We start from the raw sequence: 25,930 nt of genomic DNA, 5'->3' as shown, positions 1-25,930 counted from the left end.
CCTGAGTGGCATCAACCTCCCCGGCACCGGTGGCTTCGGCGGGCTGGCGGGAGGGCTCCGGTGGCTCTGGCACCCGGTTTTCACCTTGCGCGGCATCGGCGACCGCATCGGCAGCTGCTTCTATCGCGAGCTTGACCCGGCGCAGCGCCTCGCCCCTTGCCAGCGCGATCGAAGTGGCATTCTGGTCGACCCAGCCAGTGACGATCAATTCCACACCATTCGGGTGCAGCGTCTCGATCCAGGTTTGGCTTTTGGGGTCTGCCAAGACGAAGGGCAAAGATCGCACTGTCTGGTTTATCAACGTTGTTGTGGCATGCAGGTCGACCTCGCGTTCGACCATTATGGAAAAGCGGAACCGTCGTTCGGGATTGGTGCTGAAATTGATGATCCGGCTTTTGAACACCGTCGCATTCGGGATGCGGATATGATTGCCGTCAAACGACAAAAGGATCGTGGCGCGGCTGGTTAATCGGATCACCTTACCTTGATCGCCGTTGATTTCTACGGTGTCGTTGGGCCGGAACGGTTGCCGGAACGATAGCATGACCGAGGCAATAAAATTTTCCACGGTTTCGCGCACGGCAAAGCCAAAGGCGAGGCCGATGATCCCTGCGGCACCCAGAATGGTGCTAAGCAAGGCCGTCGCGTTGACGATGTCCAGCGCGACCACCATGCCGATCACGATGAACAGGACCCGTACCAATTGCCGATAGACTTCTGCGACGAAGGTATTTGGCGCCAGCCGTTCCCATGGCTGTTTCATCCGCGCGACAGCAAAACCCGCCAGGACGACCACCCCGAACGCCACAACTGCGATCAATGCCAGCGGCAGAAATATCAGGAATTGTTCAGCGCGTGCTGTGAACCGGCTCACCGCGGGGTTCAGGCGGCGCGCGATGTCTGTCGTTTCGGTCACTTCGTTGCGCACGGCGACCACCCCTTCGATCCGCGCAGCCAGCGGTTGCAGTGCAAGAGCTTCGGCCATGGATGTCGTTGTGCCGCGCAGCGTGACCACCCCTTCATTGACGGCCACGACGACATCATCGTAATCGCCCAATTCATTGAGGATTTCGCGCATCCGCGTGGCGATGGCCTGATCCTGCAAGGCAGTGTTTTGCGTCGTGATTATGCCAGTGGCATCCTGTGCAAAGGCTGGGGGCACAGCCACGAGCATCAGCAAACATAGAAATAGCATACGCATGCGGTTACTCCTGACAGTCAGGACAGAGGTTAAAAGCCACTCCGCCGTAGGGAAAGCCCCATTCGCTAAACGCGGATCGGGTCCGCCTTGGCCAGCGCGTCAAAGCCCATCAGGGTTCTGACCAGCGTATCCATCCGGTCAAGCGGGATCATGTTTGGCCCGTCAGAGGGCGCGTTATCCGGGTCTTCATGCGTTTCGATAAAGACCGCCGCGATCCCCAGCGACACAGCCGCGCGCGCCATCACGGGCGCAAATTCGCGCTGCCCCCCGGATGATCCGCCTTGTCCACCCGGTTGCTGGACCGAATGGGTCGCATCCATCACCACCGGATAGCCCAACCGTGCCATGGTCGGCAATGCGCGCATATCTGCGACCAGGGTATTATACCCGAAAGACGTGCCACGTTCCGTCACCAGAATGCGCCGGTTGCCCGTGCTTTCGATCTTGGCCACGACATTGGGCATGTCCCAAGGCGCTAAAAACTGCCCCTTTTTGATATTGATCACGGCATTTGTTTCACCGGCCGCGATCAATAGGTCGGTCTGACGACACAGGAACGCGGGGATCTGCAGGACGTCGCAGACGCTAGCGACTGTGGCGCATTGATCGACACTGTGGATATCGGTCAGCACCGGGCAGCCTATACTGTCCTTTACCGACTGCAGGACCTTCAATCCAGCGTCGATCCCAAGCCCGCGCTTACCGCCGAGTGAGGTGCGGTTCGCCTTGTCATAGCTGCCCTTAAAGACGAATTGCGCCCCATGTTTTGCACATAGCTCGGCCATGTGCCCAGCGATCATCTGGGCGTGATCCATGCTTTCCAACTGGCAGGGACCAGCGATCAATAGCAGGGGTAGGTCGTTGCTGACCTTCAGTTTTCCGATTTTTATTTCATGCATCAAGAGCTGACCTGTTCACGAAGAATGGATGCCGTAAGCGAGATCATCAGATAGATTCCTGAAAGAATAAAAAACGCCAACAACGTATTTTCAAAGGCCCGGGGATAGGATGCATCATCAGGAAGAACCGGGCGCACGCTTTGCGACAGATAGCGGACCTGACGGTTCGCTTCGATCTGGGCCGTTTCCATTTGGGTCAGGGCTTGCTGCACCATAATGGTCTGGAAAGTATAGTTTTCTTCCGCGGTCAACAGTTCGGTATTGCGCGCGGCCATCGAGCCTGGCGAAGTTTCATCACCAATAAGGTCAGCCCGCAGATCATTGATCAGGCCGTTGATATTGGCGATCTGGTCGCGCAAGGTCTGGACCTGCACGGCGCTGGGCCGGTCCACATTCAGCCGAGATTGCAACACCAGCTCCAGCCTTTGGCGTTCGCTTTCCAAGGTGGCGATCTGTCCCAGGCGGCTGGCCGACTCACTGACCGGATCAATTTGCTGCACCTCTTGTTGAATGGCGAGCCAGGTGGCCAAGGCTTCGGCGCGTCGTCTTTCTGCCGCTTCATAGCTTTCGCGTGCCCCGCTCATCTGGTCGGTGCGCAGACGGCTGGTCAACTGATCCACTTGTTCTTCGGCATACCCGATCAGCGCCTCTGAAAACTCATACGCCTTTTCGGGGGTGGCGGCGATCACCTCCATCCGGATCAGTCCTTCGGTCGGGTCATAGCTGATCGAGACGTGGCGTTTGAAGACCTTGAACGCATCCTCATTCGTCGCGTCGGGGGGAAGCCGCTGGATCGTGTCTATCGCGGGATCGCTGAAATGGGCGATGAATCCGTGATCCGCATCCAGACGCAGCATCGCCTCTCGTGATGCGAGATAGGACTGCACGGCGATGCTGTCTTGCTGGGTCGCCATCGACGTGCCTTGGAACATGTTAGAAAATCCAGTCGCCCCCTGTTGCGGCTGGGCCTGCTGAATAACGATTTCGGAATTGGTGGCGTACATCGGCGTTGCGACCGCGTAGTAATAATAGCCAGCCAGAAAGGTTGGAAGCATGATAAAAATGGCAAGCCGTGTAACAAGCAGCGCCAGTTTGCGCCGCCGCCGCCTTGCGATGTCACGCTGGATTCGGATGATTTCCGATGCATTCTTGTTGGCACGTTGGATCGCCTTGGCCTGTGGCAAGGATTCGGGCCGGGCAATTGTTTCTGGCAACTGGAGTCGTTCCTCGGGCTTGCCTTTCGGCTGCACCAGTTCAAGCACCGTCTGACGTTTGAACGGATCGACCCCGGCCAGCCGCAGTTGTCGGACAGCATCATAGTCCGACCCCACGATCAGCCCTTGCTTTTGCGCCACGCGCCGCGCCAGACGCAGCTGACGCGCGGTCAAACCCTCTTGCGCGATGGCGTCAAGCTGGACTTGCAGGCTGGTCTTCGGTGTTTCGCTGGCGGTCTGCGGCAGGGGTCCGGACACCGTATTTTCGTCGCCGGGACGCCGGATTCGGAACCTCTGGACCTTAGGCTTGATAGTCATAAAGCGCCTTTGCCTCTTCAAGAGTGTCAAACATATAAAGCTGACCGTTGCGCAGCACCGCGGCGGACCGGGCAAATCGTTCCAATGTCGCGGCCTGATGCGACACAATGATAATCGTGGTTGTTTCCAGTCTCTCGCGCAGAATATCGCCTGCCTTGCGGTTGAATTCCACGTCAGTCGCGCTCGGCATGCCTTCGTCGATGAGGTAGATGTCAAATTCCAGTGCCAGCATCAACGCAAAGGTAAACCGCTGTTTCATACCGCTGGAATACGTGCCCACGGGCATGTCGAAATATTCCTCGATCCCGCAAAGCCAGCGGCAGAACGCCTCTACATAGTCCGGATCAAGCCCGTAGATCCGCGCGATATAGCGGCTGTTTTCCATCGCGCTGAGCTTGTTGATGACGCCGCCCATGAAACCCAACGGAAAGGAAATGCGGCATTTGCGGGTGATCGTACCCTCATCAGGTTTTTCCAGCCCGGCCATCATGTTGATCAATGTTGTCTTTCCGGTACCGTTCGGGGCCAGAATACCCAGCGAATTGCCTAGTTCCACACGAAAGGACACGCGATCAAGGATCACCTTGCGCTGCGTGCCGGTCCAGAAAGATTTGCTGACATTTGCAAATTCCAGCATGTGTATCCTGTGGATGCGCCCCGATCGGGATCAGACGCATGGTGGCAGATAAGAAATTAACAGACCCTGACTATGGTGCCATATTCACATTATATCATTGAAATGAGGCAGTATTACAACGACAATGACAAGAACCTCTGGCAGCGCGAGCATGGCTGGATCGGTGCCGGTCTTGCCCTTCTGCTGCAGTGTGCGATGGTGCGGGGTGATAAAAGCTTCATCTGCTTGACACCAGTGGCAGAAAACTAATTCCAGATCGTGGCAAAACAGGACCAATGATATGACAAAACTCGCTTTTCTTGGGCTCGGCGTGATGGGCTATCCAATGGCTGGGCATCTGGCGGCGGCAGGTCACGATGTGACTGTCTATAACAGGACCCGCGCAAAGGCGGATGCCTGGGTCGCGCAGCATGGTGGACGCGCGGCGGATACGCCGGCCGCAGCGGCTGACGGGGCAGAGATCGTGCTGGCATGCGTCGGCAATGACGACGATCTGCGCGCGGTTTGTACAGGACAGGAAGGGGCTTTCAGCAAGATGTCCAACGGCGCGATCTTTGTCGATCATACCACGGTTTCCGCCAAGGTGACGCGCGAACTTTATGTGGCGGCTGGGGACAAGGGGCTGGGATTTGTCGATGCGCCGATATCGGGGGGACAGGCCGGTGCCGAAAATGGGCAACTTTCGATCATGTGTGGCGGCGATCAGGCGCATTACGACCAGATCAGCCCGGTGATTGAGGTATACGCCAAACTCGCCCGCAGGATCGGTGACAGCGGTGCGGGTCAGATGACCAAGATGTGCAACCAGATTGCCATAGCTGGTCTCGTACAAGGCCTGTCAGAGGCGATGCATTTCGCTGACAAGGCGGGCCTTGACGGCCATGCCGTGATCGAGGTGATCAGCCAGGGCGCCGCAGGCAGCTGGCAGATGAACAATCGTTATAAGACGATGCTGGACGATCATTTTACCCATGGTTTTGCTGTCGACTGGATGCGAAAGGATTTGGGTATCTGCCTCGATACAGCGGATGAAAATGGCGCGAGCCTCCCGGTTACGGCACTGGTCGATCAATTCTACAAGGATGTGCAGAAAATGGGCGGTGGGCGCTGGGACACATCGGCCTTGTTCAAACGTTTGCAGGCTTTGTGATCAGATGACTGATCTTGATGTCGCCCATGCGGCAATGGAAGCGGCACCCGATGACGATGCCGCCCGCCTGCGGTTTTACGAACGGCTGGCTGACAGCGAGATGTTCCTGCTCCTTGGGGAAGAGGCCGAAGATGATCAGATCAAACCCGCGCTTTTCGATGTGGAAGGCGGCAAATTCGCGCTGATCTTTGACCGCGAAGAAAGGTTGGCTGATTTTGTCGGTCGCGCCGCCCCTTATGCTGCTTTGCCGGGACGCGCGTTGGTGCAAATGCTGGCAGGGCAGGGCGTCGGGCTGGGGCTGAACCTAGAAGTCGCGCCCTCTGCCATGTTGATTCCTGCCGACGCCGTGGATTGGCTTGCGCGAACCCTTTCTCATGCGCCGTCAGAGACAGAGGCGCGCATCGCCTCTATTTCCGCACCGCGGCACCTGCCGCAAAGCGTGGTGACGGGGCTGGACCGCAAGCTCGCCATTGCAGGAGGGCTGGCGCGAACCGCCTATCTGGTGGCGGCGACATATGACAACGGCGTGCAGGGCCATGTGCTTGCCTTCGTTGATGCCGCCCCCGGTGCCGAAAAGGCGCTGGCCTCTGCCGCAGGCGAGGCGCTGACTTTCTCGGGGATCGAGGCGGGCGTGATGGATGTTCTGTTCCTGCGCGCCAGCGATCCGATGGCCGCCCGTCTGGCGAAGGTCGGCCTGCGCTTTGATCTGCCCCAACCTGAACTTACTGCGCCCTACAGTCCTACGGCCCCCGGCATGGACCCTGCCAAGCCGCCTAAGTTGCGGTAGGACTTTCGTATTCCCCACGCTTGAATGCACTTCACGCAGCACCCTTACCCTAATACCCCAATCCACGATCAACGACATTCAGAAAAGGGTGTCCCGTCTCGCCACGGCGAATATTGTCGACGATGATCTGCGCCGCAGTTTCAGCGCGGGTGGTTGCAGCGATATGGGGGGTGACCGTCACCTGCGGATGCGCCCAGAACGGGTGGTCCGCAGGTAAAGGCTCAATGCGGAACACATCTAGCGTGGCATGCGCGATCTGTCCGCAATTCAAAGATTGCAAAAGCGCCGCATCGTCAATCAACGGCCCGCGACCGGGGTTGATGACAAAAGCACCTTTTGCCAGCAAGGCAAGCCTTTCGGCATTCAATATCTCTGCGGTCTGGGGCGTCTGCGGCAACAAGAGGATCACGATCTGGGCGCCGGTTAATGCCTCACGCAAACCGTCATCGCCGTGCAGGCAGCGTAGGCCCGGAACATCCTTGGCTGACCGGCTCCAGCCGGTGACGGGAAAGCCCAGGTCTCTTAGCGCCTGCCCGCAGGCAGCCCCCAATGCGCCGATCCCCAAAATGGTGACGGGGCGTTTCGTGGCCAGCGGCGGGCTGACCTGATCACGCCAGATGCCGTCTTGTCCATGGATATGGGCATCCATCCCCAGATGATGGCGCAATACATGGCCTGTCACCCATTCCACCATGCCTTGCGTCAAGCTGGTATCAACGAGCCGGCATAAGGGTTGGGTCAGAGTGGGGTTGTCCACCACCGTTTCTACCCCCGCCCACAAGCTGAGCACCGCCTTGGTTCTGGTGTAGGGTGCGAAATCCGTCACCGGCCCGTTGGGAGCGAAGATGATATAATCAATTTCACCCGGCGGATGGTGCCGTGACAGATCCACATCCAGATTGGCGGCGGCAAAGGCAGCCTCAAGCGGGGCGTGATATTCATCCCAGGCTTTGGGTCTGGCGGAAAAGAGAACTTTCAGCATCAGCGTGGCCTGTGGACATGGGCGCTTTGCACGAGCCCGAACGCGGCCATCAGCACAAGCATGGCCGATCCGCCGTAGCTGACCAGTGGCAGCGGCACGCCAACCACGGGCAAAAGACCTGTCACCATCGCCATATTCACGGCAAAGAATAAAAAGAATGTCACAGCAATTCCCAAGGTGAGCAAGGACGCAAAACGGTCCTTGTTGGTAAGCGCGGAGGCAATGCAGAAGATGATGATCAACGCATAAAGCGACAGCAGAGTGACCGCGCCGACAAAGCCGAATTCCTCGGCAAGGGTTGTAAAGATAAAATCGGTGTGTTTTTCAGGCAGAAAGTTCAGCCGCGACTGGGTTCCTTGCATGAAACCGCGGCCCGTCCAGCCGCCCGACCCCAGCGCGATCTTGGCTTGCGTAATATTATACCCTGCGCCCAAAGGATCATTGCTGGGGTCCAAAAATGTGTCGATCCGGCGGAACTGGTAATCCTGCAGGATTTGCCATGGTGTCCCGCGGCTTTGAAGCACCGCAACAATTGCGCTGACCCCAGCGACTATGATCGTGACGAAATAGGCCCAGTGCACGCCCGCCAGGAACATGACTGCGCCGCCGCCCATCAAAAGCAACAATGCCGTGCCCAGGTCGGGTTGCTGCAGCACCAGCGCAACTGGCAAAAGAATTACGATCGCCGGAAGCATTACCCAGAATGGATGAGACTTGCGGTCCAGTGGCAGCCAGTCATAATAGGCTGCCAGAAACATCACCAAAGTGATCTTGGCCAGCTCGGACGGTTGCAGGCGCATGAAACCAAGATCAATCCAGCGCTGTGCGCCCATCCGGACCTCCCCAACGAATTCGACACCCACGAGCAGAAGAACCGATCCCCCAAAAGCGACGAAAGACATGTTGCGCCAGAACCAGATCGGCACCATCGCAACGGCGATCATCACCACCAGCCCCAAGGCAAAGCGTTTCATCTGCGGCTCCATCCAGGGCGTGACCGAACCGCCTGCCACCGAATAAAGCATCAAAAATCCAGCGCAGGATACCGCCGACAGCAGCATGATAAGCGGCCAATTAAGATACAGCAGCTTGCGAAATCCGCCGGGCACAGATTTCGTGTTGTACTCAAGATAGCTCATGCGCGGCCTTCGCTGCGCATCCCGGCGGGGATACGTTCGGCAATGCGGCGTTGCTGCTCAGCGATCTGATCGCGCAGATTACTTGGATAAGCCTCGAGCGGCGGCGTGCCGCCGTATTGCGCCTGCAGCAGAATATCGCGCGCTACAGGGGCCGCGACCGCCGATCCGCCGCCGCCATGTTCCACGACGACCGAAACGGCATAGCGCGGATTGTCCAGCGGCGCATAGCCGACAAACAGCGCATGGTCGCGGCGTTCCCACGGCAGATCCTCATTGCGGATCACACCTGCGGCACGTTCTTCGCTGGTGATCCGGCGCACCTGGCTGGTACCGGTCTTGCCCGCCATCTTGCGGCCTTCGGCCACGATCCGTGACCCATGAGCGGTGCCACGGGTTTCATTCATGACCGCGTCCATCGAGGCGCGCACCCGGCGCAGCAGGTTTTCATTTATTCCCAAAGGCTCGCCCAGACCGCCGGGCTGTTCGACGCCATCGAACAGACGGACGAGGCGCGGTTTCACCGCATGACCGGTTGCGATCCGCGCGGTCATGATCGCCAGTTGCAAAGGTGACGTCAGCACATAGCCTTGCCCGATCGACGCATTGACCGTATCCCCGATCCGCCAGCTTTCGCCGCGCACATTGGTTTTCCACGCGCGATCTGGTGCAATCCCGGTGGCCACCGCTGACAAAGGCAGATCATGGCGTTCGCCGAGCCCCAGACGGCGGGCCATTTCGGCAATTTTGTCGATGCCAACCCGCTGCGCAATGTCATAAAAATAGACATCGCAGCTCTGCTTCATGGCTTCGTGCAAGTTCATGTTGCCATGACCGCCACGCCGCCAGCAATGGAACCGGATATTGGACACATCGGCATGGCCGGGGCAATAAACCGTATCTTCCGGGCCGATGACCCCGGCCTCTACGGCTGCCATGGCGGTGACCATTTTAAAGGTTGAACCTGGCGGATAGGTGCCTTGTGCCGCCTTTGCCGCCATCGGGCGATACTTGTTCTCGTTCAAAGCGCGCCAGTCGGCGACTGAAATGCCGCGTACGAACATATTGGGGTCGAATGTTGGCGACGATACCACAGCGCGCAGATCACCGTTTTCAAGGTCGATCACCACAGCGCTCGCGGATTCGCCTTCAAGGCGCGCCTGCACATAGGATTGCAGCCGGGCGTCGATGGTCAGTTGGATATCCTTGCCGGGTATCCCTTCCTGACGGTCAAGTTCACGCATGATCCGGCCCGCAGCGCTGATCTCGATCCTGCGGTTCCCGGCGGCGCCGCGCAATTGTTCTTCCAGACGGTTTTCGGCACCGGTCTTGCCATATTCAAATTTCGGGATCTGCAGCAGAGGGTCGGGATTTTCAATCTGGCTGAGATCATAGTCGCTGACTGGCCCGACATAGCCCACCACATGCGCCATATCTTCGCCCATCGGGTAAAAACGGCTCAGGCCGACTTCTGCCTGTACGCCGGGCAGCACAGGGGTGTTCAGATTGATCTGGGCGACGTCATCCCATGACACCCGTTCCACAATCGTGACAGGGACGAAAGGTGCGCGGCGGCGCATTTCCTCGATCGCGCGGGCGGCGTCCTCGGGTGAAATGTCGATAATCTCTCGCAGGCGGGCCATCACTTGTTCGATGTCGCCCGCATCCTCGCGCACCATCACGACGCGGTAATTCTGTTCGTTCGCCGCAATCGCCAAACCGTTGCGGTCAAAGATCATGCCCCGTGCAGGCGGCAGCAGACGCATTGAGATCCGGTTTTCTTCGGCAAGCATGCGGTACTGGTCGGCTTGCTCGACCTGCATGTCATGCAGCCGGAACCCAATGGCACCCATGATCCCCAGTTGCAGGCCACCCACAACCAACCCGCGCCGACCGATGGTGCGGGTGCTTTGAATGATATCTTTCGCGGGCCGTTTCATGGGCGCTGTCCAATCTTTCGCATATCGCCGGGTGCGGGGCGCACCACGCCAAACAGAAAATGTGCCGCAACGACAACCACTGGGTAGATCAGGATTGTTCCACCCAGCTGCATCATCGTCAGACCAAGTGGGGCCTGCGGTGTCAGGACGATAGCAAGGACCAGCCGGTTCGCCAATGTAATGAGAACCAGTCCCAAGGTCACAAACCCCCATTCGGCAAGAAATGGCATGCTGCGCATATCGAGATGCCGCCTGCGTATCGCCTCGGTCAACAATACAACCAACGCGGCCCAAAGTCCCGGAGGTCGCTGGAAAAACAGATCGGTCGCGAAAAATAGCGCTGCAACGATATAGACGGGCGCGTAATCTGGCCGTCTTGCCACCCAGACACAGGTCATCGCCAGTAAGATATCGGGCGGTGCCCATGTGGCGGGGCGCTGGTCCAACGGGACAAGGTGTATCGCCATGATGATAAAAGCCAGCATGATGAATACCGCGCGATTAATCCAGGTTTTTGCCTCTGCAATCTCAACCATCCGCGGCGTCCGGGTCAGGCAGAGCGCCCGGGTTCAACGCTGCCGGGCCATAAAATTCGGGTTCGGGCGTCAACAGCCGACCGGGGTCATTGATGACTTCATGTGGCTGGGCGCGCAGCACGCGCAGGAATTCCAAACGCTGGTAATCCGCGGCCAGCCTTACGCGCAACCTATTGTCAGTGCCAAGGGCGACCTGACCCACCAGAAGATCAGCAGGAAACACGCCGCCATCGCCCGATGACACGACCCTGTCGCCGGGGCGCACCACGGCACGGTCTTCCAGAAACTCAATCAGCGGATTCAAGGTGCTGTCACCGGACAGGATCGCCCTTTGCCCCGATGGCAGAATGGTGATCGGAATACGGCTCGAAGTATCAGTCAACAACAGCACCCGGCTGGTTTCGCGGCCGACCCCGGCGATCCTGCCGACCAGCCCGATCCCATCCATCGTGGGCCAGCCATCGGTGATCCCGTCGCGCGCACCAACGTTCAGCAGCACTGATTGCCGGAACGGGGACCCGCTGTCCGTTATCACCACGCCAGTCACGAATGTCAGTTTCGGATCAAGCCGTACGTTGTTCAAATCCAGAAGCTTGGCGTTTTCCTGTTCCAGCTGCAACGCCGCCTCCCGCCATGCTTTCATCTGCTGCAATTCGCGGCGCAGGTCCTGATTTTGCGCCGCCAACCGCTGATAGCTTTGAAAATCGACAATCAGGCTCGCGATTCCATGGATCGGGGTCATCACCCAGTCAAAGCCGGGCAAGACCCGGTCAATCACCGTGATGCGAAAACGCTCAACGCGGGGGCTGTCTACCCGCCAGACCGCGAAAACGCTCAAAAGCGCCAACACCAACACCCCCACCAGCAATCTGCGGACGGGGGCGAAAAAGTCAGCGCTGGTCTTGTCGCGTGCCAAGGGCAAAGATCCTTTGGCTTGATTAACTATCGTAGTCTATCACATGGCGAAGTTGTTTTTCATATTCCAGCGCGCGGCCAGTGCCCAAAGCCACACAATTGAGCGATTCATCCGCGACCGAAATCGCTAGGCCCGTCTGTTCGCGCAGAGCCAGATCCAATTGCCCAAGCAGCGCGCCGCCACCTGTCAACATCACGCCGCGATCCACGATATCTGCCGCCAGATCGGGCGGGGTGGCTTCCAGCGCTGTCATCACGGCTTCACAGATCTGCTGAACAGGTTCGGCAAGCGCTTCGGCCACTTGCGCCTGATTGATCTCCGTCTCTTTGGGGACACCGTTCAGCAGGTCGCGGCCCCGGATCATCATCGACTGGCCGCGGCCATCATCAGGCATACGGGCAGTGCCGATGCTTGTCTTGATGCGTTCTGCGGTGGATTCCCCAATCAGCAGGTTATGCTGGCGACGCAGGTAATTGATAATCGCCTCATCCATCCGGTCGCCGCCAACGCGGACTGATCGTGCATAGACGATATCGCCCAATGACAGCACCGCGACCTCAGTCGTGCCGCCGCCGATATCGACCACCATATTCCCGGTCGGGTCAGTGATCGGCATGCCCGCACCGATAGCAGCCGCAATCGGTTCCGCGATCAGCCCGGCCCGTCGCGCGCCAGCGGACAGAACAGACTGCCTGATCGCACGTTTTTCGACAGGGGTCGCGCCATGCGGCACACAGACGATGATCTTGGGTTTGCTGAAGGTGGACCGCTTGTGCACCTTGCGGATGAAATACTTTATCATCTCTTCGGCAGTGTCGAAATCGGCGATGACGCCGTCGCGCATCGGGCGGATCGCCTCGATACTGCCGGGTGTGCGGCCAAGCATCAGCTTGGCATCTTCGCCGACGGCCAGCACTTTGCGCACGCCGTTCTTGACCTGATACGCCACAACCGACGGCTCGGACAGCACTATGCCCCGTCCCTTGACGTAAACCAATGTGTTGGCCGTACCCAAATCGATTGCCATATCCGACGAAAAAATCGCACCCAAGCCAAACATGCGGTGGTTATCCTATCTGCAAATCACGCTGTTGCGCCGTCCCGCTGCGCCCGGTTGCATGGTGTTATAGAGACATGCGCTTGCGGATAGAAGCCCTCCAATTCAGGCATTTTGGCAACATCATGCCTGTTGTCATTTTGCAATTTTAGTCACTATATTTTCTCCTGAAAAGAAATATATATATCACTTTTTCAACATAATTGGCTAATGGCCTCTTTCCCTGATCCTGGTAAGGCAAAAAGGCGGCCCCGTTTCCGGAACCGCCCTGAGCATGGGTGAGTCGGCTGCTTTCAGCTATCTTTGTAGCTGACGCCTTTGGTGTCATGTCCGGGCGCGGACTTTTCGCGCCGTACCAACAGCCGGTTGATCGCATTGATATACGCCTTGGCGCTGGCAACCACGGTGTCGGTATCAGCGGATTGGCCGGTGGCGATGCGCCCTTCTTCTTCCATGCGCACGAGCACTGTGGCTTGCGCATCGGTGCCTTCGGTCACGGCCTGCACCTGATACAACTGCAAGCGCGCGGCATGCGGAAACAAGGCTTTGACCGCGTTGAAGGTCGCGTCCACGGGGCCATCGCCGGTGGCTGTCGTCTTCACATCAGCCCCGTCGATATTGAGCACCATATCAGCTTGCTGCGGGCCATCAGTGCCACAGACGACGCGCAGCGACGTCAGCTTAATCCGGTCTTCGCCGCTGTCGTTCTGATAGACCAGCGCCATCAAGTCATCGTCAAAGACCTCTTTCTTGCGATCCGCCAGATCCTTGAACCGCACGAAGACGTCGTTGAGTTGGTTATCGGCCAGATCAAACCCCAGCGCCGACAACTTTGCGCGCAAGGCCGCCCGGCCCGAATGTTTGCCCAATGGCAGGCTGGTGCCGGACAGGCCCACATCTTCGGGGCGCATAATCTCGAAGGTTTCGGCGTTCTTGAGCATCCCGTCCTGATGGATACCGCTTTCATGGGCAAAGGCATTTTTGCCGACGATGGCCTTGTTGAACTGCACCGCAAAGCCCGACACCGTGGCGACGCGGCGCGAGATGTTCATGATCTTGCGCGTATCGATCCCGGTTTCATAGGGCATGATATCGCCACGGATTTTCAGGGCCATCACGACCTCTTCGAGCGCGGTATTGCCCGCCCGTTCTCCCAAGCCGTTGATCGTGCATTCGATCTGGCGCGCGCCGCCGATGACTGCAGCTAGCGAATTAGCCGTCGCCATGCCAAGGTCATTATGGCAATGCGTGGCAAAGATCACGTCGTCCGCGCCCGGCACCGTCGCGATCAGTTTGCGGATCAGATCCGCGCTTTCTTCGGGCGCCGTATAGCCGACCGTATCGGGGATATTAATCGTGGTTGCCCCGGCCTTGATCGCGATTTCCACGACGCGACAGAGGTAATCCCATTCCGTCCGGGTCGCATCCATCGGCGACCACTGCACGTTGTCGCACAGGTTGCGCGCATGCGTCACGGTGTCATGGATGCGTTCGGCCATCTCGTCCATGTCGAGGTTCGGGATCGCACGATGCAATGGCGAGGTGCCGATGAACGTATGGATGCGCGGGGATGATGCGTGTTTCACTGCCTCCCAGCAGCGGTCGATATCCTTGTAGTTCGCGCGCGCCAACCCGCAGATGGTAGAGCTTTTGGCGCGCTTTGAAATTTCGCTGACCGCGTTGAAATCACCTTCGGAGGCAATTGGAAAGCCGGCCTCGATGATATCGACGCCCATATCGTCCAGCAATTCGGCGATTTCCAGCTTTTCGGCATGGGACATGGTCGCACCTGGGCTTTGTTCGCCGTCGCGCAGGGTTGTGTCGAAAATCAACACTTTATCTTTGGTCATTTGGGTATTCCTTTGATCTTGGCATTATCCGGCGCTGTCCCATCCGAGCGGTCGCGCCGGCAGGCACGCTCAGGCGCTGCTAAGAAGTAGCAGGGCGGAGGCAGTGCCAAATGTCTGTGCCGTGGTGATCATGCCGATGACTATACAAATCCTGTGCGTGTTGAAAAGCGGTTAAAGTGAGTATTTGAAACAAAGCGAGAAGGGGGGCTGGTCACAGGTGGCGAGCGTCCTATCCTGCCTTCTATGGAAAATGCATTGATAATCGGGGCATCAGGCGGCATCGGGGCTGCCGTGGCGCAGGAACTTGACCGGCGCGGGGTGGCGGTGATGGGTCTGTCGCGTCGTATTCAGGGTATTGATGTCACCGATCCAGCGTCAGTCGATCAGCATCTGGAGAAGCTGCAAGGCCCGTTTGACCTGATCTTTATCGCGGTGGGCATTCTCGCACCCGAAGGCGCCCGTCCGGAAAAGTCACTGGCGGCGATTACGGCTGCGACTATGGCGCAGGTTCTGGCCGTGAATGCCATCGGGCCTGCGCTGATCCTGCGACATGTGCCACGGCTGCTGGCCAAGGACCGTCCTGCGGTTGTCGCAGCCTTGTCGGCGCGGGTCGGGTCCATTGGTGACAACAATATCGGTGGCTGGCATTCCTATCGTGCATCCAAGGCGGCGTTGAATCAGACCATCCGTGGGGCGGCGATAGAACTGAAGCGCAGCCATAAACAGGCCGCTTGTGTCGCATTGCACCCCGGTACGGTTCACACGCCCTTCGCCGCCGACTACGCAAGTCGCCACAAGACGATACCAGCGCCTGAAGCGGCGTCGCATCTGCTGGATGTAATCGCCGGGCTGACGCCAGCGCAGAGCGGCCATTTCTACGATTACGCGGGAAAAGAGGTGCCATGGTGAGGCTGGTTCTGGTGCTGGGTGACCAATTGTCGCCAGACCTTTCTGCGCTTCGCAAATGCGACCGGGCCAGCGATGTCGTGGTCATGGCCGAGGTGGGCGACGAGGCATCCTATGTCTCCCACCACCCCAAAAAGATCGCCTTCATCTTTGCTGCGATGCGCAAATTTGCCGAGAGCCTGCGGAATGATGGCTGGCAGGTTGCTTACACCAAACTGGATGATCCTGAAAACACCGGGTCCATCACCGGCGAACTGATCCGACATGCTAGTGCGTTTGATGCTGCCGGCATCGTTTATACCGAACCCGGTGAATGGCGTCTGATCAAGGCGCTTGGGGACATGCCGCTGAAAACCCATTCCTTGCCTGACGACAGGTTCATTGCATCGCATCAGGATTTTGATGATTGGGCGCAAGGGCGCAAACAGTTGCGGATGGAATATTTCTATCGCGACATGCGCCGGAAGACGGGCCTGTTGATGAATGGTGATCAGCCGGAAGGTGGCAAGTGGAACTATGACCATGACAACCGCAAACCCGCCCCCGCATCCGTCGACTATTCAGGACCGATGCAATTCACCGCGGATGAAACGGTGGAAGATGTGCTGACCCTCGTCGCCCGACGTTTCGCGAATAATTTCGGCGACCTGCATCCATTCTGGTTTGCTACTGATACGGGACAGGCGCGCCGCCATCTGGCCCATTGGGTCAAAGGCGGCTTGCCGAAATTCGGCGATTTTCAGGATGCGATGCTGAATGATCATCGCTATCTCTACCATTCGTTTATTGGGCTTTATCTCAATGCAGGGTTGCTCGACCCACTTGAGGTTTGTCAGGCCGCAGAGACCGCTTATCGCGACGGGCATGCACCGCTGAACGCGGTGGAAGGGTTCATCCGCCAGATCATCGGCTGGCGCGAGTATATGCGGGGCATATATTTCCGTGAAGGCCCCGATTACGTCACGCGCAATGCGCTGGGTCATGACCGCAAGCTACCCGGCATGTACTGGGGCGCTGAGACCAGAATGAACTGCATCGCCAAGGCGGTGGACCAGACCAGAACTGAAGGCTACGCGCATCACATCCAGCGCCTGATGGTTGCCGGCAATTTTGCGCTGCTAGCCGGAATTGATCCGGCAGAAGTGCATGAATGGTATCTCGCGGTCTATGTCGATGCCTATGAATGGGTCGAGGCCCCGAATGTCATCGGCATGAGCCTGTTTGCCGATGACGGGATCATCGCGTCAAAACCCTATATTTCGTCCGGCAATTACATCCACAAGATGTCAGATTATTGTGGGTCTTGCCAATATCGGGTGCAGGACAAGACCGGCCCCGATGCTTGCCCGTTCAACCTGCTGTATTGGCATTTCCTTGACCGTCACCGCGACCGGTTCCAGGGCAATCCGCGGATGGGCAACATGTATCGCGTCTGGGACAAGATGGACTCGTCCCGCCGCGAACAGATATTGTCAGAGGCGGCAGATTTTCTCGCCCGGATGGATAACGGCGACCCTGTCTGAAGCCTCACTCAGTCGGGGCAGCCTGTGGTTCTTCGGAAATCGGTGATCCTTCGGACCAGCCCCCGGTGACCACCTCGCCCGATGCATAACGCATCGTGCCTTCGCCATCGGGACGACCGCGCAGGAAATTCCCCTCGAACACGTCGCCATTGGCATAGGTCGCGATACCATAGCCGCTGATATCGCCGTCCTGCCAGCCACCGACATAGCTGAACCCGTCGGGCCGCGTAATCTCGCCCTGACCGCTGCGCTGACCGTTGACGAATTCGCCCACGTAGACCGTGCCGTCGGCATAGGTCGCGCGGCCAAGTCCGTGGCGCTGCCCCTCGGCCCACTGGCCTTGGTAGGTATAGCCATCGTCATAGGTCATCTTGCCCTGCCCGTGGTTCCTGGCGTTCAGGAATTCCCCTTCATAGACCAGCCCGTTGGCGTAGGTGGCGACACCAGTGCCGCTGATGACACCTGCATTCCAGGCACCTTCATAGGTGGACCCATCGGGATAGGTGATCGTGCCGGTGCCATGCGCCAGATCGTCGGCAAAGCTGCCCTGATAGACCGAACCGTCGGGATAGGTCACTTCGCCCATACCGGACATCTGACCGCCGGCCCACGCCCCGGTATAGACATAGCCGTCCGCCCCGGTGAATGTGCCGCTGCCTTCACGGCGGTCATTCACAAAGCTTCCCTCATAGATGTCGCCGTTGGCATAGGTAATACGGCCCTCGCCCTCGCGCTTGCCGGCGACCAGATCGCCCTCGAACATATCACCGTTGGGCTGGGTCAGGGTACCCCGGCCTTGGATCTGTCCGCCTACCCAGTCGCCGCTATAGATCAGACCGTCCGACATGGTCAGCGTACCAGTGCCGTCACGTTCGCCCGCCCGCAGGCTGCCTTCGTAGACGGCGCCATCGGGATAGGTGATGGTGCCTTGTCCTTCTTTGATGCCATCCACCCAATCGCCCGCATAGATATAACCGCCGGGGCTGGTCATCGTGCCGGTGCCGTGATGCATGGCATTGCGGAAACTGCCTTCGTAAATCACGCCGTTGGCATAGGTCGCGATACCTGTGCCGGTGATGTTGCCATCAACCCAGTCGCCTTCATAGGTTCCGCCATCAGTGAACGTAATCTTGCCCTGACCTTCTGGCTTGCCAGCGACAAAGCTGCCTTCATAGACCGAACCGTTGGCGAAACGCGCCACACCCTGTCCGCGGATCTCGCCGTCGACCCAGTCTCCGGTATATTCATAGCCGTCCGGCAAAGTGTAGGTGCCGGTTCCGTCGCGCCTGCCATCGACGAAAGTGCCTTCATAGACACCGCCATCGTCATATTGCTTGGTCTCGACCGTCTGTGCCATAGCGCTGCCCGCAACGGCTGTCGTCAGCAATGCTATCGCTATGCTACGCGGTAATCCAAACATCATCATTGCAGTCTCCGGTCCCTAGGTCTGGCGCAGCTTAAAAGAGGGGTCGCCCGCTGACAACGGTCAAGCGACCATGCCTGCCAAATGTCGCCATGGTCTTTCCCCCGCTGGTGGTTCTGCTACATGACTGGCAGCGTATTGGGACAAAACTATGACACAGAACTTTCGTCTGACGATGGCACAGCTGAACCCGACGGTCGGTGATCTGGCGGGCAATGCGGCATTGGCGCGGCAGGCTTGGGACGCTGGCAAGGCGGCAGGCGCTGATCTGGTGGTCTTGCCGGAAATGTTCCTGACCGGCTATCAGACCCAAGACCTGGTGCGTAAACCGGCCTTTGTCGCGGATGTGGCCCGCCATCTTGACGCGCTGGCGCTGGCTTGCGCGGATGGCCCGGCGCTGGGCATCGGTCTGCCGATGTTCGACGATGATCGGCTGTATAATTGCTATGTCTATCTGGCCGGGGGTAAAATTACCGCCCGGTTCCGCAAGCATTTCCTGCCCAATTTCAACGTCTTCGACGAGGTGCGCCTGTTCAAAAGCGCCGATATTTCTGGCCCCGTCACGTTTGGCAACAGCCCCCGCATCGGCACGCCGATTTGCGAGGATGCCTGGTACCCGGACGTCTGCGAAACCATGGTGGAAAGCGGGGCAGAGATTTTGGTGGTTCCAAACGGATCGCCATATTTCCGCGACAAATTCCCGATCCGGCTGCAGAACATGATCGCCCGCGTCGTCGAAAACGATGTGCCTTTGATCTATCTGAACATGACCGGCGGGCAGGACGATCAGATGTTCGACGGTGGGTCCTTTGTGTTGAACCGGGGGGGCAAACTGGCTGTGCAGCTGCCGGTTTTTGATGATGCCATTGCGCATGTGGATTTCACGAAAACCGCCGATGGGTGGGCGGCAGGCGATGGAGTGAAGGCGCTGATGCCGGACAGTATTGAACAGGATTACCGTGCGATGGTGCATGCCTTGCGCGATTACATGCGCAAGACCGGTTTTAAAAAGGTCCTGCTGGGCCTGTCGGGGGGGATCGATTCTGCGATTGTCGCCGCCATCGCCGTGGACGCGCTGAGCGCCGATAACGTGCGCTGTGTGATGCTGCCGTCTGAATATACCTCTCAGGGATCCTTGGATGATGCGGCGGCCGCAGCGCAGGCGCTGGGCTGCCGATATGACACGATCAGCATCGCAGGCCCGCGCGCTGCGGTGACAGAAGCGCTCGCGCCGCTTTTTGGCGATCTGCCCGCCGATCTGACCGAAGAGAATATCCAGTCCCGCATTCGCGGCCTGCTGCTGATGGCGCAATCGAATAAATTTGGCGAAATGCTGCTGACCACCGGCAATAAATCCGAGGTCGCGGTGGGTTACGCCACGATCTATGGCGATATGGCGGGCGGCTATAACCCGATCAAGGATATGTATAAAACCCGGGTCTTCGCGACTTGCCGTTGGCGCAATGCCAACCATCGCGAGTGGATGGAGGGACCAAGCGGCGAGGTGATCCCGACCGCGATCATCGACAAGCCACCGTCAGCCGAACTGCGCCCGGATCAAAAGGACGAGGACAGCCTGCCACCCTATGACGTGCTCGATGGGATTCTGACGATGCTGGTGGATGATGACGCCTCGGTCGCGGATTGTGTCGCAGCGGGTTATCACCGTGAGACGGTGAAAAAGATCGAACATCTGATCTATATCAGCGAATACAAACGCTTTCAGTCCGCGCCCGGCCCACGCTTGTCGGATCGCGCCTTCTGGCTGGACCGGCGTTACCCGATCGTCAACCGCTGGCGCGACCCAAGCTGATCAGATCAGCTGATAGCTATGCGGCACAAAATGGAACGTGTCATCCGCGCGGGTGTCGATGAAACCCAGACCGGGGAAAGGCATGTGATAGCCGATCAGCGGAATGCGGTCGGCTGCGGCCATGCCCAATACGCTGCGGCGGGTTGCGGCGGCGGCTTCCTTATCCATGTCAAAACGGACTTCCCAATCGGGATAGGCCAGTGACCAGACATAATGGTTGGCCGTGTCCACCATCAGCAGCAACTGACGGCTCCCGCTATCCAGCATATACCCCATGTGTCCCGGCGTATGGCCAAAGGCGGCCATCGCCGTCACGCCACCACGCACCGCATCCCCGTCACCAAGGAAGGTGAACTTGTCGGCGATGGGACGGACCTTGGCCTCGAACCCTTCGTTTTCGGCACCAGCCCAGTGATCGAATTCGGCCTGACCTGTCACATAGGCAGCATTGGTAAAGGTTTCGGCGCCGGATTCGTCGGTCAGACCGCCGATATGGTCGCCATGCATATGAGTGATAACAACATGGGTGATCTGATCGGGCGTATATCCGGCAGCGGCCAGCGAACTGGTGATGCCGACTGCATCATTGCCGGTATCGAACAGGATCAACTCTGAGCCCGTGTTCAGCAGGGTCGGCGTGAAAAAGAACTGCGCGGCATCTGTGGGCAGAAAGTTTTCGGCACTGACTTCGGCGAAGGTATCTTCATCTACATTCATGCCAAAGATTTCCTGCGGGTTTTCCACGCGGCGTGACCCTGACAACAGGGTCGTGACCTGAAAATCCCCCAAGGTGAAATGACGATGGGTGGGCAGGGTGGATGCGGCGGCAGCTTGAGCCTGCACCAGAGACGGAGCAGCAGCGGCCAAAGGCAGCGCAGCCCCGGACAGCAATGCCTGACGGCGGGAAATCAGCATGACGAAATCCTATCTTTGTTAAGGTGACGCAAAGTTAGCCCCTCAACCCCCGCCGCCAACCCACGCTTTCGTGAACCGCCGGGTTGCATGGACAAAACCCGCCCAGCATGACAAAGGAATCCCGAACAGGAGATCACCTATGACCACGACCAGATTCGCGCCATCCCCCACCGGCTGGATCCATATCGGCAACCTGCGCGCGGCGCTGTTCAACTATGCGATTGCCCGACAGAACGGTGGCACCTTTGTTCTGCGGATCGACGATACTGATCCTGAGCGGTCCAAGGACGAATATGTCGAGGGGATTAAGGCCGATCTGACGTGGCTGGGCCTGACTTGGGACCGGATGGAATACCAGTCCCGCCGCATGGACCGCTACAATGAGGCCAAGCAGCGTCTGATTGATATGGGACGTCTTTACGAATGTTTCGAGACTCCGGTCGAACTTGACCTGAAACGCAAAAAGCAGCTGAACATGGGCAAGCCGCCGGTCTATGACCGCGCGGCGCTGGACCTGTCCGAGGATGAAAAGAATGCCCTGCGCGCGGAACGCGGATCGCATTGGCGTTTCAAGTTGGATCAGGAGCGGATCGAATGGGCGGACGGGATCATTGGCGATATCTCGATTGATGCAGCCTCAGTCAGTGACCCGGTGCTGTTCAAAAATGACGGACAGATCCTGTATACGTTGGCATCCGTCGTCGATGACGTCGAAATGGGCATCACCGATATCGTGCGCGGGTCCGACCACGTGACCAATACCGCGACCCAGATCCAGATCATTCAGGCGCTGGGCGGTACTGTCCCGCGTTTCGCGCATCATTCGCTGCTCACCGGGCCGAATGGCGAGGCTTTGTCCAAACGCCTTGGCACGTTGTCTCTGCGCGATTTGCGGGCGAAAGGTGTGGCCCCGCAGGCGATCCTGTCGCTGATGGCCCGGCTCGGTTCGTCCGATCCGGTCGAACTGCGCGGCAATGTGGCCGAGGTTGTGGCGGGGTTCGATCTTTCGAAATTTGGATCAGCCCCGACAAAATTTGACGCCGACGACCTTGACCCGCTGACTGCGCGCTATCTGGCGACGTTGTCTGCGACTGACGTGGCCGATGTCCTGGCGTCGGCCGGCGTGCCGACGCCGCTGGCTGCACCTTTTTGGCACCTTGTGCGCGATAATATCACCAAGCTGGATGACGTCGCCGGCTGGTGGGCGATGTTCCGTGACGGGGCCACGCCTCTTGTCGCGGATGAAGACCGGGATTTCGTTGTTGAGGCTCTCGATCTGCTGGGTGATCCGCCTTATGCGGCGGACACATGGTCAAACTGGACCAATGCGGTGAAAGAGGCGACTGGGCGAAAGGGTAAAGGGCTGTTCATGCCGCTGCGCAAGGCGGTCACGGGCCTCGAACGTGGGCCCGAAATGGCCGATGTCATGCCGTTGCTGCAGCGCAAGCCGAAACCCTGATCTTATTCCCGCGCACGTAACACCCGCGCGGGTTTCGCTGCCAAGGGACGCAACGCAAAGAAAAGGCCCGCCAGCAGCGACGCCATGATGCCGCCGCCGATAATCAGAAACGCATTGCCCCAGATCACAACATAGCTTGTGTCCATGATGAACGTCGCGACAGCCCAGCCGCCCAGAATGCCCGCGCCAAGTGCGACAATGCCCGCCGCGAGCCCCAGCAAAGCAGACCGCAGGGCAAAGCTGGCCAATATCGACGCGCGCGACGCGCCCAGTGTTTTGAGCACGGCGGCTTCATAGGTCCGGGTCCTTTCCCCCGCGGCCGCAGCACCGATAAGCACCAGAAAGCCGGTGACCAGGGTGATCAGCGCGCCATAGCGGGTCGCAGCGGACAAGCCGCCCACAAGCGCGATCACCTGATCAATCGCATCGCGTACGCGGATCGCAGTGATATTGGGATAGGCCGTCGCCAGATCGCGCAGGATCGCGGTTTCCGCCTCTGGTGTAGCATAAACGGTGGAAATCCAGCTATGCGGCGCGCCCTCCAGCGCGGATTGGTTCATCGCAAGCACGAAACCGATGCCTGCATCTTCCCAACTGACATTGCGGAAACTAGTCACCTCTCCTGTGATATCGCGGCCCAGCACGTTGACGGTCAGCATATCGCCCAGTTGCAGGCCGATCTCGGCGCCTTCTTCGGCGGCAAAGCTGATCTGGGGCGGGCCATCGTAATCCGTGGGCCACCATTCCCCGGCCGTAATCTCGGTCCCCGAGGGTTGTGCACCGGCATAGGTGATGCCACGATCACCACGCACGACCCAATGGCCGCCCGCTACCTCGGTCGCAGGTTGTCCGTTGATCTGGGTGATGATGCCGCGTAGCATCGGCGCGCTGTCGTAACGGCTGACAGCGGGATCATCGTCCAGCCGCGCACGGAAACCGTCGATCTGGTCGGGCTGAATATCGACGAAAAAGTAACTAGGGGCGACCGCTGGCAGATCATCCGCGAATGCTGTGCGCAGGTTGCCATCGATCTGGCCGACCGCTGCCAGCACCGTCAGCCCGAGGCCGAGCGACAACACGACAGATGTAGCTTCACCGCCACGCGCCCCGATGGACCCCAGCGCCATGCGCCAGGCGGTGTGGCCACGCGCGACATTGCGCAGACGGCGTGCAATCCAGCGGATGACGAAGGCCGCAATGATCAGAATCATGAGCGATCCGGTAATTCCGCCCGCCGTCCACAGCGTCAAGAAGAGCGTGCCGGAAAACCACACCGCCGCACCCACCAACAAAGCCACCAAGCCGGCGATGATCACCAGATAGGGCCAGCCGGGCAGGGTACGTGAGGCGGTAAAAGCATCGCGGAACAAGGTGGCAGCGCGGATATCCTCCGTCTTGGCCAAGGGCCATAAGGTGAAGATCAGTGCTGCCAGTATGCCATAGACTGCTGCTTCGATCAGCGGCGCGCTGTAGATGGTGAACACGGCAGGCACCGGTAATCGTGCCTCGATCAAGGGGGCAAACAGCACTGGCAGCCCTGCACCAAGGATTAATCCCAGGGTCACGCCAAGCAAGGTCAGCACACCGATCTGAATAAAATAGGTCAGGAAAATCGTAGCCCGCGTTGCCCCCAGTGTCTTGAGTGTGGCGATAACGCCGGTTTTTCCTGCCAAATAGGCGCGCACGGCGGCAGAAACGCCAACGCCACCCACCGCCAGGCCAGACAGGCCGACAAGGATCAAGAATGCGCCGATACGGTCGACGAATTGTTCTGCCCCGCCTGCACCGCGCCTGCTGTCGCGCCAACGCATACCGGCGTTGCGGAACTGGCTTTCGGCTTGCTGTTCAAGTACGGCAAGATCCGCGCCATCGGGCAGGTCAAGACGGTATTGCGTTGAAAACAAGGTGCCTTCGACGATCAGCCCGGATCCCTCCAGACTATCCGTCAGCACAATCGTGCGCGGCCCGAGGCCAAATCCAGCGGCAGCGTTGTCAGGGAACCGTTCCAGAATGGCGCGCAGGGTGAAATCGGCATCACCCAGTCGGAACGTGTCACCGGGGGCGAGTCCCAGCCTGTCGGCCAGCACCCGTTCCATGACGCCGCCCTGATTGGCCAACGCCTGATCCAGGGGCATCTCAGGGTCCAGCTGCACGTTACCGATCAGTGGATAGGCGTCATCCACCGCGCGGATCTGCGTCAGGCCGCGTTCGGCACCTTCGTCACCGTCCACCACGGCCATGGAGCGGAAATCGACGGTTTCCGAGATGTTGTCAGAGATGCTCTGCAGCCATGCCAGTTCTTCGTCGCGGGCGAAGCGATAGGTGAATTCCACTTCGGCATCGCCGCCCAGCAGGGCAGCACCATCGCGAGTCAGCCCGGCCTCGATCCCGGCGCGCACCGTGCCGACAGCGGCAATCGCGGCGACCCCCAGCGCGAGGCAGGCCAGAAACACGCGAAACCCGCGCAGACCGCCGCGCAATTCGCGCAAAGCGAAACGGGACGCAATCCGCAGGGTCATTCTGCGGCCTTTGCCATCGTATCGACCCGGCCATCGCGCAGATGCACCACGCGGTCGCAGCGTGCGGCCAGTTCATTTGCATGGGTCACCATGATCAGCGTGGCACCATGCCGGTCGCGCAGATCGAACAACATGTCGATGATCGCGGCCCCATTGGTCGCATCAAGATTGCCGGTCGGTTCATCCGCCAGCAGGATTTGCGGCCGCGGCGCAGAGGCGCGCGCCAGCGCCACCCGCTGCTGTTCGCCGCCAGACATCTGGCTGGGGTAATGGTTGATCCTTTCGCCAAGGCCCACTGCGCGCAATTCCGCCTCTGCCCGATTAAAGGCATCCCGGACCCCTGCCAATTCCAGCGGTGTCGCTACATTCTCTAACGCGGTCATCGTCGGGATCAGGTGGAAAGATTGAAACACCACCCCCATATGATCCCTACGAAAGCGGGCCAGCTGGTCCTCGTTCATCGCTGTCAGGTCTTGGCCAAGCGCCATGATCCGCCCCGATGTCGCCTGTTCCAGCCCGCCCATCAGCATGAGGAGAGACGATTTGCCCGACCCGCTTGGCCCGACCAGCCCCAAGGTTTCCCCCTGCGCGACCGTCAACACGATGTCGTGCAGAATATCGACCCGGCCCGCATTGCCGTCCAGAGATAAATTAACGTCTTCGATTGTCAGAACGGGGTTGGTCATGGGGCCAGCCTTTGGTCGCGGTGTTAGGACTGGATATGGTGCAATGCGCGTGTTGCGCAACCT

At 59.0% G+C, this 25,930-nt stretch carries 22 protein-coding genes; 7 read left to right on the top strand and 15 right to left on the bottom strand.

Going from position 1 to position 25,930, the window contains the following annotated elements; translation table 11 throughout:
• From ACK4TM_RS09800 to ACK4TM_RS09785, 4 genes are all read right to left on the bottom strand, one after another.
• On the bottom strand, nt 1–1,201 hold a 1,201-nt coding region (locus tag ACK4TM_RS09800; RefSeq protein WP_409700439.1), incomplete at its 3' end, for a mechanosensitive ion channel family protein.
• Nucleotides 1,202–1,266: 65 nt separating this feature from the next.
• The gene (gene kdsA / locus ACK4TM_RS09795; protein ID WP_409700436.1) at nt 1,267–2,100 is read right to left on the bottom strand and encodes a 3-deoxy-8-phosphooctulonate synthase; all 834 of its coding nucleotides are present in this window, start codon (nt 2,098–2,100) and stop codon (nt 1,267–1,269) included.
• The gene (locus ACK4TM_RS09790; protein WP_409700433.1) at nt 2,100–3,632 is read right to left on the bottom strand and encodes a capsule biosynthesis protein; all 1,533 of its coding nucleotides are present in this window, start codon (nt 3,630–3,632) and stop codon (nt 2,100–2,102) included. Before ACK4TM_RS09790 ends, kdsA begins: the two co-directional genes overlap by 1 nt.
• The gene (locus ACK4TM_RS09785; protein WP_409700430.1) at nt 3,616–4,269 is read right to left on the bottom strand and encodes an ABC transporter ATP-binding protein; all 654 of its coding nucleotides are present in this window, start codon (nt 4,267–4,269) and stop codon (nt 3,616–3,618) included. The genes ACK4TM_RS09790 and ACK4TM_RS09785 overlap by 17 nt, the downstream gene beginning before the upstream one ends.
• A 102-nt stretch (nt 4,270–4,371) precedes the next feature.
• Here ACK4TM_RS09785 and ACK4TM_RS09780 point away from each other — a divergent pair, with 102 nt between their 5' ends.
• Genes ACK4TM_RS09780 through ACK4TM_RS09770 form a run of 3 tightly spaced genes read left to right on the top strand, consistent with a single transcriptional unit; the run spans nt 4,372 to nt 6,206 of the window.
• Entirely contained in the window at nt 4,372–4,518 is a 147-nt protein-coding gene (locus ACK4TM_RS09780) for a hypothetical protein (RefSeq protein ID WP_409700427.1), read from the top strand.
• A 31-nt stretch (nt 4,519–4,549) separates the two neighbouring features.
• Nucleotides 4,550–5,419, top strand: coding sequence for an NAD(P)-dependent oxidoreductase (locus ACK4TM_RS09775; RefSeq protein ID WP_409700424.1), 870 nt, complete (start codon nt 4,550–4,552; stop codon nt 5,417–5,419).
• A gap of 4 nt (nt 5,420–5,423) precedes the next feature.
• On the top strand, nt 5,424–6,206 hold the full coding sequence (locus ACK4TM_RS09770) for an SseB family protein (RefSeq protein ID WP_409700421.1): 783 nt from the start codon (nt 5,424–5,426) through the stop codon (nt 6,204–6,206).
• Nucleotides 6,207–6,255: 49 nt separating this feature from the next.
• Here the strand turns inward: ACK4TM_RS09770 and ACK4TM_RS09765 are convergent, their stop codons facing one another.
• The 7 genes from ACK4TM_RS09765 to ACK4TM_RS09735 form a co-directional block, all read right to left on the bottom strand.
• Nucleotides 6,256–7,188 (bottom strand): 2-hydroxyacid dehydrogenase, encoded by a 933-nt coding sequence (locus ACK4TM_RS09765; RefSeq protein WP_409700418.1) that lies wholly within the window; start codon nt 7,186–7,188, stop codon nt 6,256–6,258.
• Entirely contained in the window at nt 7,188–8,327 is a 1,140-nt protein-coding gene (gene rodA, locus ACK4TM_RS09760; protein WP_409700415.1) for a rod shape-determining protein RodA, read from the bottom strand. The genes ACK4TM_RS09765 and rodA overlap by 1 nt, the downstream gene beginning before the upstream one ends.
• The gene (gene mrdA, locus ACK4TM_RS09755) at nt 8,324–10,264 is read right to left on the bottom strand and encodes a penicillin-binding protein 2 (protein WP_409700412.1); all 1,941 of its coding nucleotides are present in this window, start codon (nt 10,262–10,264) and stop codon (nt 8,324–8,326) included. The genes rodA and mrdA overlap by 4 nt, the downstream gene beginning before the upstream one ends.
• Complete coding sequence (locus ACK4TM_RS09750; protein WP_409700409.1) at nt 10,261–10,749, bottom strand: rod shape-determining protein MreD; 489 nt, start codon at nt 10,747–10,749, stop codon at nt 10,261–10,263. The genes mrdA and ACK4TM_RS09750 overlap by 4 nt, the downstream gene beginning before the upstream one ends.
• 43 nt (nt 10,750–10,792) lie before the next feature.
• A complete protein-coding gene (mreC, locus tag ACK4TM_RS09745) occupies nt 10,793–11,716 on the bottom strand; it encodes a rod shape-determining protein MreC (RefSeq protein ID WP_409700406.1) in 924 nt (307 codons plus the stop codon).
• 22 nt (nt 11,717–11,738) lie between these two features.
• Nucleotides 11,739–12,776, bottom strand: coding sequence for a rod shape-determining protein (locus tag ACK4TM_RS09740; protein WP_409700403.1), 1,038 nt, complete (start codon nt 12,774–12,776; stop codon nt 11,739–11,741).
• A gap of 290 nt (nt 12,777–13,066) precedes the next feature.
• Nucleotides 13,067–14,623, bottom strand: a complete 1,557-nt coding sequence (locus ACK4TM_RS09735) for a 2-isopropylmalate synthase (RefSeq protein WP_409700400.1) — start codon at nt 14,621–14,623, stop codon at nt 13,067–13,069.
• A gap of 243 nt (nt 14,624–14,866) precedes the next feature.
• Here ACK4TM_RS09735 and ACK4TM_RS09730 point away from each other — a divergent pair, with 243 nt between their 5' ends.
• Together ACK4TM_RS09730 and ACK4TM_RS09725 are read left to right on the top strand one after the other, a co-directional pair.
• Complete coding sequence (locus ACK4TM_RS09730; protein ID WP_409700397.1) at nt 14,867–15,532, top strand: SDR family NAD(P)-dependent oxidoreductase; 666 nt, start codon at nt 14,867–14,869, stop codon at nt 15,530–15,532.
• Entirely contained in the window at nt 15,526–17,052 is a 1,527-nt protein-coding gene (locus ACK4TM_RS09725) for a cryptochrome/photolyase family protein (RefSeq protein ID WP_409700394.1), read from the top strand. The genes ACK4TM_RS09730 and ACK4TM_RS09725 overlap by 7 nt, the downstream gene beginning before the upstream one ends.
• 4 nt (nt 17,053–17,056) lie before the next feature.
• On the opposite strand, the gene ACK4TM_RS09720 is transcribed toward ACK4TM_RS09725, so the two are convergent.
• Entirely contained in the window at nt 17,057–18,409 is a 1,353-nt protein-coding gene (locus tag ACK4TM_RS09720; RefSeq protein WP_409700391.1) for a 2-isopropylmalate synthase, read from the bottom strand.
• A gap of 217 nt (nt 18,410–18,626) precedes the next feature.
• Between ACK4TM_RS09720 and ACK4TM_RS09715 the strand changes: the two genes are divergently transcribed.
• The gene (locus ACK4TM_RS09715; protein ID WP_409700388.1) at nt 18,627–20,288 is read left to right on the top strand and encodes an NAD+ synthase; all 1,662 of its coding nucleotides are present in this window, start codon (nt 18,627–18,629) and stop codon (nt 20,286–20,288) included.
• Here the strand turns inward: ACK4TM_RS09715 and ACK4TM_RS09710 are convergent, their stop codons facing one another.
• Nucleotides 20,289–21,203: an MBL fold metallo-hydrolase gene (locus tag ACK4TM_RS09710; RefSeq protein ID WP_409700385.1), complete on the bottom strand. Its 915-nt coding sequence runs from the start codon at nt 21,201–21,203 to the stop codon at nt 20,289–20,291.
• 139 nt (nt 21,204–21,342) lie between these two features.
• Here ACK4TM_RS09710 and gltX point away from each other — a divergent pair, with 139 nt between their 5' ends.
• On the top strand, nt 21,343–22,662 hold the full coding sequence (gltX, locus tag ACK4TM_RS09705; RefSeq protein ID WP_409700382.1) for a glutamate--tRNA ligase: 1,320 nt from the start codon (nt 21,343–21,345) through the stop codon (nt 22,660–22,662).
• Nucleotides 22,663–22,664: 2 nt separating this feature from the next.
• Here gltX and ACK4TM_RS09700 read toward each other — a convergent pair whose 3' ends face one another.
• Nucleotides 22,665–25,181: an ABC transporter permease gene (locus ACK4TM_RS09700; RefSeq protein WP_409700379.1), complete on the bottom strand. Its 2,517-nt coding sequence runs from the start codon at nt 25,179–25,181 to the stop codon at nt 22,665–22,667.
• The gene (locus tag ACK4TM_RS09695; RefSeq protein WP_409700376.1) at nt 25,178–25,867 is read right to left on the bottom strand and encodes an ABC transporter ATP-binding protein; all 690 of its coding nucleotides are present in this window, start codon (nt 25,865–25,867) and stop codon (nt 25,178–25,180) included. Before ACK4TM_RS09695 ends, ACK4TM_RS09700 begins: the two co-directional genes overlap by 4 nt.
• Between the last annotated feature and the right edge of the window lie 63 nt (nt 25,868–25,930).

The sequence above is a fragment of the Yoonia sp. genome (genome assembly GCF_046292185.1).
Lineage (GTDB): Bacteria > Pseudomonadota > Alphaproteobacteria > Rhodobacterales > Rhodobacteraceae > Yoonia.
Note: the sequence above shows the minus strand (reverse complement) of the source record. Positions and strands in the feature narration are given on the sequence as shown.